This window comes from Edaphobacter sp. FHG110511_03 (assembly GCF_059115365.1).
Map to the genome: position 1 here is coordinate 1546531 of NZ_JBZYWL010000001.1, position 12715 is coordinate 1559245.

At 59.9% G+C, this 12715-nt stretch carries 14 protein-coding genes; 12 read left to right on the forward strand and 2 right to left on the reverse strand.

Features of this window, described 5'->3' with window-relative positions:
- Positions 1-15 precede the first annotated feature (15 nt).
- The 6 genes from AC5S26_RS06250 to AC5S26_RS06275 all read left to right on the forward strand — a co-directional run bounded on the left by AC5S26_RS06250 (position 16) and on the right by AC5S26_RS06275 (position 4721).
- Positions 16-1668, forward strand: a complete 1653-nt coding sequence (locus AC5S26_RS06250) for a DUF5597 domain-containing protein (protein ID WP_494183988.1) — start codon at positions 16-18, stop codon at positions 1666-1668.
- A gap of 117 nt (positions 1669-1785) precedes the next feature.
- Positions 1786-3180 (forward strand): oligogalacturonate lyase family protein, encoded by a 1395-nt coding sequence (locus AC5S26_RS06255; protein ID WP_494183989.1) that lies wholly within the window; start codon positions 1786-1788, stop codon positions 3178-3180.
- A 16-nt stretch (positions 3181-3196) separates the two neighbouring features.
- Positions 3197-3544 carry an L-rhamnose mutarotase gene (locus tag AC5S26_RS06260; protein WP_494183990.1) on the forward strand — a complete coding sequence of 116 codons (348 nt, stop codon included), beginning with the start codon at positions 3197-3199 and terminating at the stop codon, positions 3542-3544.
- Positions 3545-3635: 91 nt separating this feature from the next.
- Positions 3636-3965, forward strand: coding sequence for a hypothetical protein (locus tag AC5S26_RS06265; RefSeq protein WP_494183991.1), 330 nt, complete (start codon positions 3636-3638; stop codon positions 3963-3965).
- Entirely contained in the window at positions 3955-4137 is a 183-nt protein-coding gene (locus tag AC5S26_RS06270) for a hypothetical protein (RefSeq protein ID WP_494183992.1), read from the forward strand. Before AC5S26_RS06265 ends, AC5S26_RS06270 begins: the two co-directional genes overlap by 11 nt.
- Positions 4138-4202: 65 nt before the next feature.
- The gene (locus tag AC5S26_RS06275; protein ID WP_494183993.1) at positions 4203-4721 is read left to right on the forward strand and encodes a DinB family protein; all 519 of its coding nucleotides are present in this window, start codon (positions 4203-4205) and stop codon (positions 4719-4721) included.
- A gap of 86 nt (positions 4722-4807) precedes the next feature.
- Here the strand turns inward: AC5S26_RS06275 and AC5S26_RS06280 are convergent, their stop codons facing one another.
- Entirely contained in the window at positions 4808-6805 is a 1998-nt protein-coding gene (locus AC5S26_RS06280; RefSeq protein WP_494183994.1) for a tetratricopeptide repeat protein, read from the reverse strand.
- A 56-nt stretch (positions 6806-6861) separates the two neighbouring features.
- Here AC5S26_RS06280 and AC5S26_RS06285 point away from each other — a divergent pair, with 56 nt between their 5' ends.
- Both AC5S26_RS06285 and AC5S26_RS06290 read left to right on the forward strand, forming a co-directional pair.
- Positions 6862-7458 carry a hypothetical protein gene (locus tag AC5S26_RS06285; protein WP_494183995.1) on the forward strand — a complete coding sequence of 199 codons (597 nt, stop codon included), beginning with the start codon at positions 6862-6864 and terminating at the stop codon, positions 7456-7458.
- Positions 7413-7634, forward strand: coding sequence for a hypothetical protein (locus AC5S26_RS06290; RefSeq protein WP_494183996.1), 222 nt, complete (start codon positions 7413-7415; stop codon positions 7632-7634). Before AC5S26_RS06285 ends, AC5S26_RS06290 begins: the two co-directional genes overlap by 46 nt.
- 23 nt (positions 7635-7657) lie before the next feature.
- On the opposite strand, the gene AC5S26_RS06295 is transcribed toward AC5S26_RS06290, so the two are convergent.
- On the reverse strand, positions 7658-8260 hold the full coding sequence (locus AC5S26_RS06295; RefSeq protein WP_494183997.1) for a thiamine phosphate synthase: 603 nt from the start codon (positions 8258-8260) through the stop codon (positions 7658-7660).
- A 277-nt stretch (positions 8261-8537) separates the two neighbouring features.
- Between AC5S26_RS06295 and sthA the strand changes: the two genes are divergently transcribed.
- Genes sthA through AC5S26_RS06315 form a run of 4 tightly spaced genes read left to right on the forward strand, consistent with a single transcriptional unit; the run spans position 8538 to position 12583 of the window.
- On the forward strand, positions 8538-9935 hold the full coding sequence (gene sthA / locus AC5S26_RS06300; protein WP_494183998.1) for a Si-specific NAD(P)(+) transhydrogenase: 1398 nt from the start codon (positions 8538-8540) through the stop codon (positions 9933-9935).
- A gap of 32 nt (positions 9936-9967) precedes the next feature.
- On the forward strand, positions 9968-10864 hold the full coding sequence (locus tag AC5S26_RS06305; protein ID WP_494183999.1) for an ROK family protein: 897 nt from the start codon (positions 9968-9970) through the stop codon (positions 10862-10864).
- 17 nt (positions 10865-10881) lie between these two features.
- Positions 10882-11679: a carbohydrate-binding family 9-like protein gene (locus AC5S26_RS06310; protein WP_494184000.1), complete on the forward strand. Its 798-nt coding sequence runs from the start codon at positions 10882-10884 to the stop codon at positions 11677-11679.
- Positions 11680-11701: 22 nt separating this feature from the next.
- Positions 11702-12583: a Nif3-like dinuclear metal center hexameric protein gene (locus AC5S26_RS06315; protein WP_494184001.1), complete on the forward strand. Its 882-nt coding sequence runs from the start codon at positions 11702-11704 to the stop codon at positions 12581-12583.
- Positions 12584-12715 lie beyond the last annotated feature (132 nt).

The window sequence follows — 12715 nt, forward strand, 5'->3', positions numbered from 1 at the left end:
TTTAATGTGGTGCGAATGAAATCCACACGCATGGGAATGTGCCTGTTTGGAAGAACGGTGGGGTTAGCCCTTGCATTGGGCGTGTTCGCAGTGGGTGCATGCGCGGTGGAGCTTCCACGGCTTGAGCACGCGAACGGACGCACCACGCTGATGGTCGATGGGCATCCCTTCTTTCCGCTGGGGGCGCAGGTGGGAAACTCGAGCGGGTGGCCGGCGAAGCTGGCTGAGCTGTGGCCGAAGGCTGAGGCGCTGCACCTGAACACGCTCGAGGTTCCGGTGTACTGGGAGCAGATGGAGCCGCGTGAGGGCGTCTTCGACGACACGGTAGTCGAGGATGTGATCGGGCAGGCTCGCGCACATCATGTGCGGCTGGTGCTGCTGTGGTTTGGGACGTGGAAGAACGGAAAGATGCACTACGTTCCGGATTGGGTGAAGTCGGACACGCACCGGTTTCCGCGGATGATGACGCGGGGCGGCCAGCCCATCGACGTGCTCAGCGCGAATGCTCCTGCCAATCTGGAGGCGGACAGAAAGGCCTTCGTTCACCTGATGCACAAGGTGAAGGAGATGGACGGCGATCAGCACACGGTGATCCTGGTGCAGGTGGAGAACGAGTCGGGAGCGCTGGGAAGCGTGCGCGATTTCTCCCCGCAGGCGCAAAAACAGTTTGATGGAGCTGTGCCGGAGACGCTTGTACACGCAACGGGGAAGAAGGCGGGAAGCTGGAAGCAGGTCTTCGGCGAAGATGCGGACGAGACGTTTCAGGCGTGGAGCGTTGCCAGCTATATCGGCGCAATCGCGGCGGCGGGCAAGCAGGAGCTGGCATTGCCAATGTATGCGAACAACTGGCTGAAGAGCCCGCGCGGCTATCCGGTACTGACGATTCCTGGCGTGGATTATCCGAGCGGAGGTCCGACGAGCAACATGCTTGCGGTGTGGAAGGCCTCTGCGCCAGCGATCGATATTCTTGCGCCGGATATCTATGTTCCGAACACGGAGCGGTATCGGGATGTGATGGAGCAGTTCAAGCGTCCGGACAATCCACTGTTTATCCCCGAGACGCATGGGTTCGGGCATTTTCCAGGGAGCCAGGGAACGGCGCGGAATCTGTTTATGGCGATTGGCTCGGGGACGATCGGATTTGCGCCCTTCGGGCTGGATAACTTTTCGCCTGCAGGCGCAGATGGCAAGCCGGATTACGAGCAGATGGGGCTGGCACAGAACTACGAGTTGCTGTCTCCGATGGCGGACGAACTGGCGGCGTTGCAGTTTACGGGCAAGGTGCAGACGGCGGTGGAAGAGCCGGGGCTGGCACAGGTGGAGCTGCCCTTTGGCCGGTGGAGCGCGCAGGTGAGCTTTCCTCCTGCCTATACGGAGAGCGCGGATACGGGCCGACTCTCCCCGACGGCAGCGCTGCATATGGGAAGGGTCCTGGTGGCGCAGCTCGGGCCGGACGAGTTTCTGGTGGCGGGGATCGATGCGCGGGTGAACTTCCGGCTGATACCGCCGGCGAGCGGGCAGCAGGCGCAGATGCTGACGGTAGAACAAGGAACCTATACGGGAACAAACTGGCAGCGTTCGCGATTGTGGAACGGTGACGAGACGGATGCAGGGCTGAACTTCAAGGCTCCGGGCAGCGTGGTGCGGGTGCGATGGGGAGTTTATTGAGGGAATGGTTTGGAGTGAAGGCGCCGATTATGGGGGAGCGCGAGAGCAGGAATTCGCGTGCGTGACAGGGAACAGGAGTTTTTTTTGATTCGAGCGAGAGTTGGGGGAAAGAGTGCGATGAAGATCCGATGGAGTTCAGCCGTAGCCGCGCTGTTGCTGGCCGCATGCTGCGGGGGCGTGAAGGCATCCGCGCAGACGGCGGCTCCGCCAAAGACGTGGGTGGATCGTGACACGGGGCATCGCATCTTTCGCGTGACGGATGAGCCGGGATCGTCGGGCTTCTATTTCAACGTGAATGCGTACTCGAAGGATGACCGGACCATGGTCTACACGGCTCCGGATGGAATCCACACGATGGAGCTGGCGACACGGAAGACGCGGCTGCTGGTTCCGAATCCTGCGATTGCGGAAGGAGCTTCGCCGGAGGAACGAAACCGCGTGGGGAATCATGCGATTGTCGTCGGTCACAAGACGAACAGCGTTTTCTTCTCGCGTATGGACGCGGCGACGAAGAGGCAGGTGATCTACAAGGCGGACCTGACCTCGGGTGAGGTGACGAAGCTCACGATGCTGCCGGAACGTGCAACGATCTCGACCGTGAACGCCGACGAGACGCTGGGAGCGGGTGTCTATGTCGAGACCGAAGCAGGAGCCACGCAGGAGTTCGGCAGGCACGCGGCCAGGACGGGGCCGCTGGTGCAGGCGGAGGACAAGAGCGCGATGATGGAGCGTCGTCTTGCGGCGCGGATTCCGGTGGTGCTGTTTACGGTGGACCTGAAGACGGGGAAGGTGAAGGAGCTGTTGCATTCGACGGACTGGATCGGGCATCTTCTGTTCTCGCCGATCGACCCGACGCTGCTGATGTACTGCCATGAGGGACCGTGGCACAAGGTCGACCGCGTCTGGACGATTCGTACGGACGGAACGCAGAACGAGTTGCGGCACAAGCGGACGATGTTGATGGAGATTGCCGGGCATGAGTTCTGGGGACAGGATGGAGAGACGGTCTGGTACGACTGGCAGCTTCCCAAGGGCGAAGATTTCTGGCTGGGCGCGTTTGACGTGGCGAGCAATAAGCGGATGGCGTACCACATGCAGCGCGACGAGTGGTCGATTCACTTTAACGTGAACAAGGGCGCGACTGTGTTCACGGGCGATGGCGGCGACTCGGGACAGGTGGCTCGTTCGAATGCCGGAGAGTGGATCAATCTCTTTCATCCGGAGTGGAGAAAGGATGAGAACGGACTTAATGATCCGACGTTCTGGAAGCCGGGAATCTTTCACCGGGAGAAGCTGGTGAACATGTCGCACCACAACTACCGGCTGGAGCCGAATGTGCGTTTCTCGCCAGACAGTAAACTGATCTTCTTCACCTCGAACCTGTTTGGGCCGAGTTATGTATTTGCCGTGGAGATAGCCAAGGCTGCTCCCGGCGCAAGTGATGTTCAATCAACGCCGGAGCTGGGCAGAAAGTTTTCTCCCGATCCGACACCAACACCAGCAGATAAATAAAAAACAAGAGAGAGCTATGCGCCGATACGCACAGGTTATCCAGTTATTGCCACAATTCCGAGACGAATATATTCGTTACCACGCCAAAGTATGGCCGACCGTGCTGGCCACGATCGAGGCGTGCAACATTCGCAACTACTCGATCTTTCTGCACGAATCTCTGCTGATCGCCTACTTCGAATATCACGGCGACGATCTCGACGCCGATATGAGGCGCATGGCCGCGGATCCTGAGACTCAGCGGTGGTGGTCGATGATGGACCCGATGCAGGAGCCGGTAGCCAATGCTCCTGAGGGAAGACGCTGGCTGGAGATTCCCGAGGTCTTTCACTTCGATGGAGCTCCGGTTATGTCCGATCGATAGCGCAGGTCGCTTCGGGTTTGTCGTACATCGACTCCGGATTTGTAGCGTTGCGTTATCGGTCGATGGATAATCTGAAGGTCCGGAGGTATCCATGAGACAGCTTTTCGCCGGTGTGATTATGACGATCGTGCTGGCGGTGGGGGCGATGGCGCAAGGTGGGAAGGCCCTGCCCAGGCCGGATCTGAACGGAATCTGGCGGCTGAATGTTGCGGAGAGCGACTTCGGCCAGGTTCCGCCGCCGCTCAAGCAGAGCGAGGAGATCACGCAGGCGGGCGAGGAGATGGCGATCGCGGTTTCGATCGAGCGACCGGAGACGAAGCAGAACTATACGCTGCGGCTTCAGGTCGGCGGCGGTGAGACCGGGATGGAACGGCTGTTTCCTGCCCGGTACTCCCTTCCGGATCTTGAGCGTGAAGGGTGAGTGGAAGGGCGCGGCGTTGGTGGTGACGGAGCGGGTCGAGTTTCAGGGGACCGCGGGGACGCTCGAGGCGAGGTATCAGCTGGCTTCAGGAGGAAAGAAGCTGAAGAAGACGACGCATGTCGCGATGCCGGGCGGAACGCTGGATACGACGACGGTCTACGATCGAGAATGATTTTTGTTGCTGACAGGAGGGTGTCAGCAGGGTGTCTGTAGTGTCTCGACAGGAGGAACTTCGAGATGAGTGTGACACTGAAGGATCTGTTTCTGCAGACGCTGAATCGTGAGGAAGCCGGAACCAGGAAGGCGTTGGAACGGGTTCCTGAGGGGCAGAATGACTGGGCCCCTCACGAGAAGTCGATGAAGCTGGGGTATCTGGCTGCGCTGGTAGCCACGATGCCGAGTTGGATCGACCTGATGATCAACCAGGACGAACTGGACTTTGCTCCCGTGGGGGAGAACAAGAACAAGCCGATCGAGTGGAAGAAGACCGCGGAGTTGATCGCGATGTTCGAGGACAGCATGAAGAAGGCTCGCGCTGCGCTGGAGTCGACGAGCGATGAGCATCTGCTGACGACCTGGAAGCTGAAGGCGGCCGGACATCTGATTACCGAGGAGCCTCGGTACATCAACATCCAGCATGGAATGCTGACTCACTGGACGCATCATCGCGGGCAGTTGTCCGTGTATCTGCGGCTGAGGGATGCGGCGGTGCCGGCGCTGTATGGACCTTCGGCGGACGAGACGTTTGGCTTTTGATTGATTTGCGGGCGTGATTCAACGGGAGTTATGGGCAGGCGCGAATCTCTGTAGAAATACAGGGATTCTTCGTCCTTCGACGGCGCTCAGCGCTTAGAATGACGGCGGCTGGAGGAGTCGCGATTCGAAGTGGGGTCAGTGCGATTCTGCAGTTTCCGGATATTAGCCAGGATCTCCGGATCGCCGGGCCGAAGCACGACGAGCTTCTGGTAGAGCGTGAGGGCGAGGGCAGGGTGTCCTGACTGCTGGTAGAGGATTGCCAGGTTGGAGTAGGGATTCGGGTCGGTGGCGTTGCGCTCGATAGCCTGGAGGAACATGAGTTCCGCTTCGTCAGTCTGCCCCTGCTGGTAGAGGAGTACGCCGAGGTCGGTGTAGGCAGCGGAGTTGTTAGGGGCGAGCGCGATGGCTCGGCGGAACTCGTGCTCGGCTTCCTGATTGTGGCCGGACTGGTTGAAGACAACCGCCAGGTTGAGGGTGGTTCCGACGTCATTGGCGTCGAGCGAGAGAGCCTGTTGATAGGCTTCGCGAGCGTCGTCGAGCCGGCCCATAAGGGCGTAGGTCTCGCCCAGGCTTGAGTAGGCGCGCTGGTAGCGGGGGTTGAGCCGGATGGCGTTCTGATAGGCAGTTGCAGCTTCGGGGAGAGTGCCTTGTTCGCGGAAGGTGAAGCCCAGATTGAAGTTGAGGGTAGCGCTGTTTGGGGTGGCTTTGAGCGAGCTGCGGTAGAGCTGGGCGGGTGAGCTCCAGTCGGAGAGGCGGGTCTCAAGCCGGACGATGCCCCAGGCTGCCCAGAGCGCGGCCACGATTAGAACGATGATTCGGAGCGGCGGGTGGGATGCCGCGATGAGAGAGACGATGGCAATGGCTGCTCCGATGGAGGCGATGTAGAGAAAGCGCTCGGCCATCCCCTGATAGAGGAAGACCAGGCCGCAGAAGGGGGCGAGCGCGATGAGAAGCCAGCCGAGTCCGATGGCGGTTGTGGGGCTTCGCTTCCAGAGGTAGATGGTGACGGCGGTGAGGGCGAGGAACCCGGCCCATGCAAGTACTGAAAGAGGCGAGAGTGCGTTGGTCGGGACGGAGGTGGATCGCTCGACGCTCATGTGGATGGGGAGCAGGGTCCATCCGATGTACTTCCACAGCGTGGCGGCGAAGGCCCATGGAGCAGATGGGCCGGTCCCGCTGTGGGTTCCGATGCTGAAGCGAACCGCGATCCAGAGAGCGATAGCGACGAGGTCTGCGCCGAGGATTGCGAACGCGGGCTTCGAGGGGAGAGATGTATCAGCGTTGCGGATGCCAAGGAAGACCGCGAGGGCAGCGAAGGGGAGGATGAGTATGCCGGATTCGTGTGAGAGCAGAGCTGCTATTGCTGTGGCGAATGCGGCGACCAGGGCAAACGGCTTGCGGTACTCGAGGAAGCGAAGTGTGGCGATGAGGCTCAGCAGCAGGAAGAACAGGCAGAGAGGGTAGGCGCGGGAGGTGATCCAGGCCACGGCCTCGGAGTTGATGGGGAGGCTGAGCCAGAGGAGGGTAGTGGCCGCCGCAGCGAGGGTTGCGATACGGAGGCGGCGCAGGAGATGGAAGAGGAGAATTCCATTCAGCGCATGAAGAAGGAGGTTGGTGAGGTGAAAGCCCGCGGGGTAGAGTCCCCAGAGATGGCGGTCGAGGGAGAGGGAGAGCCAGTAGAGGGGGCGGTAGAAGGAGCCGCTGTTGGAGGCGGTGCGAAGCTCGGAGGTGAAAGTAACAGGCGCGGCGAGGAAGCGGGTGAAGACGTTGTGCCAATCCGCGAGATTAGGGTTGCGGACAATCTGGTCTAGGTCGTCGTAGACGAAAGGGTTCTGCAGAATGCGGCTCCAGAGAAGGATGGTCCATGCAACGATGACGAGGATCCAGAGCCAGGTGGGTAGGTTTTCGGTCCAGTGCGGTGTGGGTCGCCGGGCTCTATGCTGGGCCATCTGTTGATGATAGTGCGACAGGCCATGCGTTTCTACGCGAATGCCCGATGCGGCAGGGCAGGACAGGACGTCGGTGCCGATTTGAATGGCTCGCCGGAAGAGCGCGTGGTACCTTTCCTGAGTTCCTGGTCCCAACTTATTTCCTAAAAGCCTGCAGACTTTTCATCTCTTTTTCAGAGAGGAGAAACGGTATGGAAGCTGACGCGCTGAGTGCGGCGAAGTCTTTTCCGGGCACTACGATCTACCGGCCGGTCAATCGCCGGGCGGAACGCATCTTCTTCGGAGGCATGGCGGTTCTGCTGTGCGTAGTCGTCTTCATTGGTTTTTCGCCGACGTACTTTCGTGCGGGCATGATGCGGGCTCCGCTGCCTAACCGATTGCTTCATATTCATGGTGCAGTCTTCACGACCTGGATGATTCTCTTTGCCGTGCAGTCTGCACTGATCTCGGCCCGGCGTGTGGCGTGGCATCGTTCGCTGGGCATCGTTGCGTTTTGCCTGACGCCCGTGATGGTTGTTTTGGGTACGGTTGCTGCGCTGGATGGGCTGCGGCGCGGCGTGAGGATTGGCCCGCTCGATCCTGCAGTTTCCATGGCGATCCCACTGGTGGGTATCGCCCCGCTTGCATTGCTGTTCTATTGCGCGTGGCGTGCGCGGCGCCGTCCGGACGCGCACAAGCGTTTGATTCTGCTGGCGACGATCGGCATGGTCGAGGCGGCGTTTGGCCGGTTCCCGTGGACCAGATGGGAGTGCCTCCGGCCTCGGGCGCAGTTCTGGGGCTGGGCCTGACGATTCTTCTGGTGATCGCGTACGACCTCTTCTCGCTGCACCGTATCCACCGGTCGACGTTGTGGGCGGCGCCCCTGGTCTTTCTATCCGGGGCTGGCGCTGTGCCGATTGGGATGACATCGGCGTGGCATTCCTTTGCCGGGTTCCTGGCGCGGTATGTGGCCCCTTACGTCTGAAGGGATCGGCTTCGGAGCAAGCGTTAAACAAATAACCGAATTCCGGCGACGCCCTTCGCTCCGGCTTTGAGGCAGGCCGCAGCATTTTCGTGGGTGACTCCACCGAGCGCATAGACCGGAATCGGCGCGGCGGCGGCACAGGCTTCGCGCAGGGCATCGATACCAGTGGCTGGAGTGACGATCTGGCCCGAGACCGTCTTGCCAAAGACGGGGGAGAACAGGACAGCGTCGGCGCGATTGCGGCGAGCGATCTGGATCTCGGCGAGGTTGTGGCAGGAGACGGTGACGATGGGGGCAGGGAGGTCGAGGGCAGCGTAACGGCGGCGCACGTCATCGGGCAGGAGGGGCGACAGAGAAGGGATGTGAAGTCCATGGGCCTGGCTTTGCAGCGCGGCCTGAAGACTGCCATTGACGAGCAGGCGGGTAGGAGAAGAGGCCGCCGTGATGATGGCCAGGATGCGGCTGGCGAGTTGAGCGAGCTCCTCGGAATTAAGGTCCTTTTCGCGAAGCTGGATCAGGTCGAAGCCGCGATGTGCCCAGAGAGCGGCCTGCCGGCAAAGGGCGGTCTGTCGTTGGGACTCGTCGCCGGGAAAGAGGGTTCGGTCGGTGATGGCGCAGCGGAGCATGTCGATAAGTGTAGTAGCCGCGCCGGAGGATGTTTGGGGCTTCGCAGGGGCGAAGGGCGCGTTTATGAGACGAGAGGGATCTCTGTGGTAGTTTTTAGGCAGCGAGTGTGTTCGGGAGAATGGCCGGGATAGCCGGTAACTCCGAGCAGAAAAAGCCACAAGGCAAGGGACGGGCCCTCGGGAGGCGGAGCGTAATGGCTGCTACCGGAGACGGACAAAGAGGGTTGTTCGCGAACTGGAACCGACCGCGACGGATGTCGCAAAGAGTCTGGAGTTTATGGGTAGTGTGTACGATCTGATCGTTATCGGGTCCGGTCCGGCCGGGCAGCGTGCGGCGATTTATGCCGCCAAGCTGGGGAAGAAGGTTGCCCTGGTGGAGAGCCGCGAGGTAGTGGGTGGCGTCTCGATCAACACGGGGACGATTCCATCGAAGACGATGCGCGAGGCGGTACTGCATCTGTCGGGCTATAACTACAAGTCGATCTATGGGATGAACTACCGGGTGAAGGAGCGGATCACGATGGCGGATCTGGCCTTCCGGGTCCAGCACGTCATCAAGACCGAGATCGACGTGACCGAGGCTCAGCTCTCCCGCAATAACGTGGAGATGCTCTCGGGAGTGGCAAGCTTTGAAGATCCGACGCATGTGAAGGTGACGAACTCGCGGGGTCCGACCTCGTACGAGACCCTGAGCACGCTGATTGCGACGGGAACCAAGCCGGCAAGCTCGGAGCTGGTTCCGATCAACGGAAAGACGATCGTCAACAGCGACCAGGTGCTGGACCTGGTGAACCTGCCGAAGACGATGATCGTGGTTGGGGGCGGCGTGATCGGGGTGGAGTACACCTGTATGTTTGCCGCGCTCGGGGTTCGGGTGACGCTGATCGAGCGGCGGCCGAGGCTGCTGGAGTTCGCTGACCAGGAGATTGTCGAGGCTCTGAGCTATCACCTTCGGGATGCCCGCGTTACGATGCGGCTGAACGAAGAGGTGGAGTCGGTGGAAGAGATGCCGGATGGCGGCGTAGTCGCTAATCTGGAGAGCAAGAAGAAGTTGCAGGGCGATGCGCTGCTGTACGCCGTAGGGCGCCAGGGCAACGTGGACGAGCTGAACCTGGCAGCGGTAGGGATTGAAGCGGACAAGCGAGGCCGGATCCCCGTGGACAAGGATTTCCGCACGAAATGCCCGAATATCTTCGCCGCGGGCGACGTGATCGGGTTCCCGTCGCTGGCTTCGGTTTCGATGGAGCAGGGACGAATCAGCGCGGCGCGGGCGTTCGGGGACGAGTCGATCGTCTCGAACCCGAGTTTTTATCCGTATGGCATCTATACGATTCCGGAGATCAGCTTTATCGGCAAGACCGAGGAGCAGCTTACGGAAGAAGATGTGCCGTACGAGGTAGGGGTGGCGTACTATCGCGAGATCGCACGGGGTCAGATCCGCGGCGATACGACGGGAAGACTGAAGCTGATCTTCCACCGGGAGAACCACTCGATTCTGGGAGTTCACGTGATCGGCGAGGGAGCCAGTGAGCTTTTGCACATCGGTCAGGCCGTGATGGCGCTGGGTGGAACCATTGAATATTTTGTGGATACAGTGTTCAACTATCCAACTCTGGCGGAATGTTATAAAGTGGCGGCTTTCAATGGATTGAATCGCGTAAGTAAGTTTGACTAAAAACGCGAGATAGAGCCGAGGCGGAAAACAGCATGTCGAAGACGATTGGCGTGACATTGTCAGATGGGATCGTAGCGGGGCTGGTGGTGGACCATCAGCTGGTAGGGGACTTGCGCCGCTTTCCAGAGGACATTGAAGAGAAGGATGCGCTGGTGGAACTGCATACGGACGCCTTGGTGGAGACGATCTGCAAAGAGGTCGTATTGGCGGCGAACGGAACCACGGATCTTGATGCGGTCGGAATTGCGGTGCCGGGGTTGATCCGGAGCGGTGTAGTCGAGGAGGCCCCGAATCTGCCCCAGCTGAAGGGCGCCAGGCTGCGTGATTTGGTGGCGGCGCAGTTGAGGAGCCACAATATCAACGCCCCGGTTCTGGTCATGAACGATGCGGACGGGATGGCTGCGGGACTGGCTTCGGTACATGGGAAGCTGGACACGATGATTCGGGTCTGGACGCTGGGGGTTGGGATCGGACATGGGCGCTACCCCTTCACCAAGGGAGTGTGGGAAGGCGGCCACTCGGTTGTGTCGCTCGATGACAAAGAGCGCTTCTGCGGGTGTGGAGGTCGCGGTCATATGGAGGGCATCATGGGGCACCGCGCCATGCGGCTGCGGTTTCTCGATTTAGAGCCGGAAGAGGTATTCGAAGCGGCGAAGGCAGGGGATCAGCGTTGCCTTGACTTCAAGCGGCTGTGGCACAAGGCGCTGGCGGCAGCAACCACAACGTCGATCCACATGGCAGGACCGGGAAAGTTCTTCCTGACGGGTTTCAATGTGCGGTTTATCGATATGCCGATGCTGACGGACTACATGCAGCAGATGGTGAAGATGAGCCCGCTGCAGAGCTACTCTCTGGAGATCGTCGAGGACCGCCTGGAGACAAGGGTGATCGGGTCGGCGGTGAGCGCGGAGCAGGCCGCGGGGATTTAGAAAGCTTCAGGAGAGTAGTGCGAAACGTCTTCATATCCTCCCTTTTGCGAATGGTCTGCGTAGTCTGCTTTGCGTGGCTAAGCAACACCGTGACTCTCGCGCAGTCCAAACAACCGGACCCCCTTCCTCCTCCAGCGGGTGAACCCAAGGTCTACGAGGTTCATCGCACGACAAGTCCGATCGACGTGGATGGCAGACCGGATGAGGGTGCATGGAAGCAGGCCGCCTGGACTGATGATTTTGTCGACATTGAAGGAGCGATCAAACCGAAGCCGCGCTTTCGCACGCGAGCGAAGATGCTGTGGGACGACCAGTATCTCTACATTGCAGCGGAGCTGGAGGAGCCGGACGTGAAGGCCACCCTCACCCAGCACGACTCCGTGATCTTTCACGACAATGACTTTGAGGTTTTTTTGAAGCCGCTTGCAAATCAGGAAGGCTACTTCGAGTTTGAGATGAACGCACTCAACACCGGATGGGACCTCTACCTGAACAAGCCTTATCGGATGGGTGGCAAGGCGGACAACAGCTGGGATATGCCAGGACTGAAGACCGCCGTGGCGGTTCAGGGGACCCTGAACCATCCGGAGGATAAGGACGCCGGATGGACGCTCGAGATTGCGATCCCATGGAAAGCATTCGGGTCGCGCCAGCCGGTGCCGAAGCCCGAAGTGGGTACAGAGTGGCGAATCAATTTCAGCCGTGTGGAGTGGAAGGCTGGCCAGCCGAAGGAAGATAACTGGGTCTGGTCGCCCCAGGGAGTGATTAACATGCACGTGCCAGAGCGCTGGGGCTATTTACAGTTCAAGAAGTAAGCGCATCCATGGAGGATGGAGCATGCGAAGGCTGAGTACACCTGTTTTGATGGCGGCTTTTTTCGTTGCTTTGCCGCTTGCTCGTGCGCAGACAGGAATAACGGCGGCGGATGCCATTCAGAAGATTCAAAAGCGTTATGCTCCCGCGCCTCCTCCCCATACAGTGGACACGGTCAAAGCCGGCGATGCCGGCACCCTTGTGACAGGGATTGCCACGACCTTTCTCGATACGATGGACGTTCTTCGAGAGGCCGCACGACGCAATGAGAATCTGATCATCACGCACGAGCCGACCTTCTACAACCATCTCGACGACACTTCCTTCTTCAAGGACGACCCGGTTTACAAGGAGAAGCTGGAGTTTATCGAGCAGCACCACATGGTCGTCTTCCGGCTTCACGATGAGATTCATATGGCCAGGCCGGACCCGATTGGCATGGCGCTCGTTGAAGCTCTGGGGATGAAGAAGGATCTCGACGATCCCGGCGATCCCAGCCGGGCCACCATTCCACCGGTCACGCTTCGTGAACTGGTGCATGAGCTTCAGGTGCGGCTTGGCGCGCAGACGATGCGAATCGTTGGAGATCCTGGGATGCGTGTGCAACACGTTGCCATTCGTCCTGGAGCTTCGGGGCTGCAGCGCCAGGTAAGCGCGCTTCGTCAGGACAACGTTGATGTTCTGATTGCAGGGGAGGCCTCGGAGTGGGAGACGGTCGAGTACACACGAGATGCTGCCGCGCAGGGGCGGCGAAAAGCCCTTGTGCTGATCGGCCATGAACCCTCGGAAGAGCCCGGCATGGAGCAGGCGGCAAAGGATATCCGCGCACTCTTTCCTACACTCAAGGTCGACCATATTCTTGCGAACCAATCGATGTGGAGCCCGGATCACCCACCGGCAAAATGATCTGAGAGCTTTGCAATCGATGTCTCTCCCCCCGAGAACCCTTCGCTTTCGGCTGGTTACCAAAGAATTTAATTTTAACTAGGTTGAACCAGCGATCGCCGTTAGGATGAAAACGCTCCGACAACCAAGCCG

Coding starts and splice junctions, on each gene's coding strand:
- AC5S26_RS06255 (WP_494183989.1), top strand. CDS start 1,786: ATGAAGATCCGATGGAGTTCAGCCGTAGCCGCGCTGTTGCTGGCCGCA.
- AC5S26_RS06290 (WP_494183996.1), top strand. CDS start 7,413: ATGGGAGTGCCTCCGGCCTCGGGCGCAGTTCTGGGGCTGGGCCTGACG.
- AC5S26_RS06295 (WP_494183997.1), bottom strand. CDS start 8,260: ATGCTCCGCTGCGCCATCACCGACCGAACCCTCTTTCCCGGCGACGAG.
- AC5S26_RS06265 (WP_494183991.1), top strand. CDS start 3,636: ATGAGACAGCTTTTCGCCGGTGTGATTATGACGATCGTGCTGGCGGTG.
- sthA (WP_494183998.1), top strand. CDS start 8,538: ATGGGTAGTGTGTACGATCTGATCGTTATCGGGTCCGGTCCGGCCGGG.
- AC5S26_RS06275 (WP_494183993.1), top strand. CDS start 4,203: ATGAGTGTGACACTGAAGGATCTGTTTCTGCAGACGCTGAATCGTGAG.
- AC5S26_RS06285 (WP_494183995.1), top strand. CDS start 6,862: ATGGAAGCTGACGCGCTGAGTGCGGCGAAGTCTTTTCCGGGCACTACG.
- AC5S26_RS06315 (WP_494184001.1), top strand. CDS start 11,702: ATGCGAAGGCTGAGTACACCTGTTTTGATGGCGGCTTTTTTCGTTGCT.
- AC5S26_RS06305 (WP_494183999.1), top strand. CDS start 9,968: ATGTCGAAGACGATTGGCGTGACATTGTCAGATGGGATCGTAGCGGGG.
- AC5S26_RS06260 (WP_494183990.1), top strand. CDS start 3,197: ATGCGCCGATACGCACAGGTTATCCAGTTATTGCCACAATTCCGAGAC.
- AC5S26_RS06250 (WP_494183988.1), top strand. CDS start 16: ATGAAATCCACACGCATGGGAATGTGCCTGTTTGGAAGAACGGTGGGG.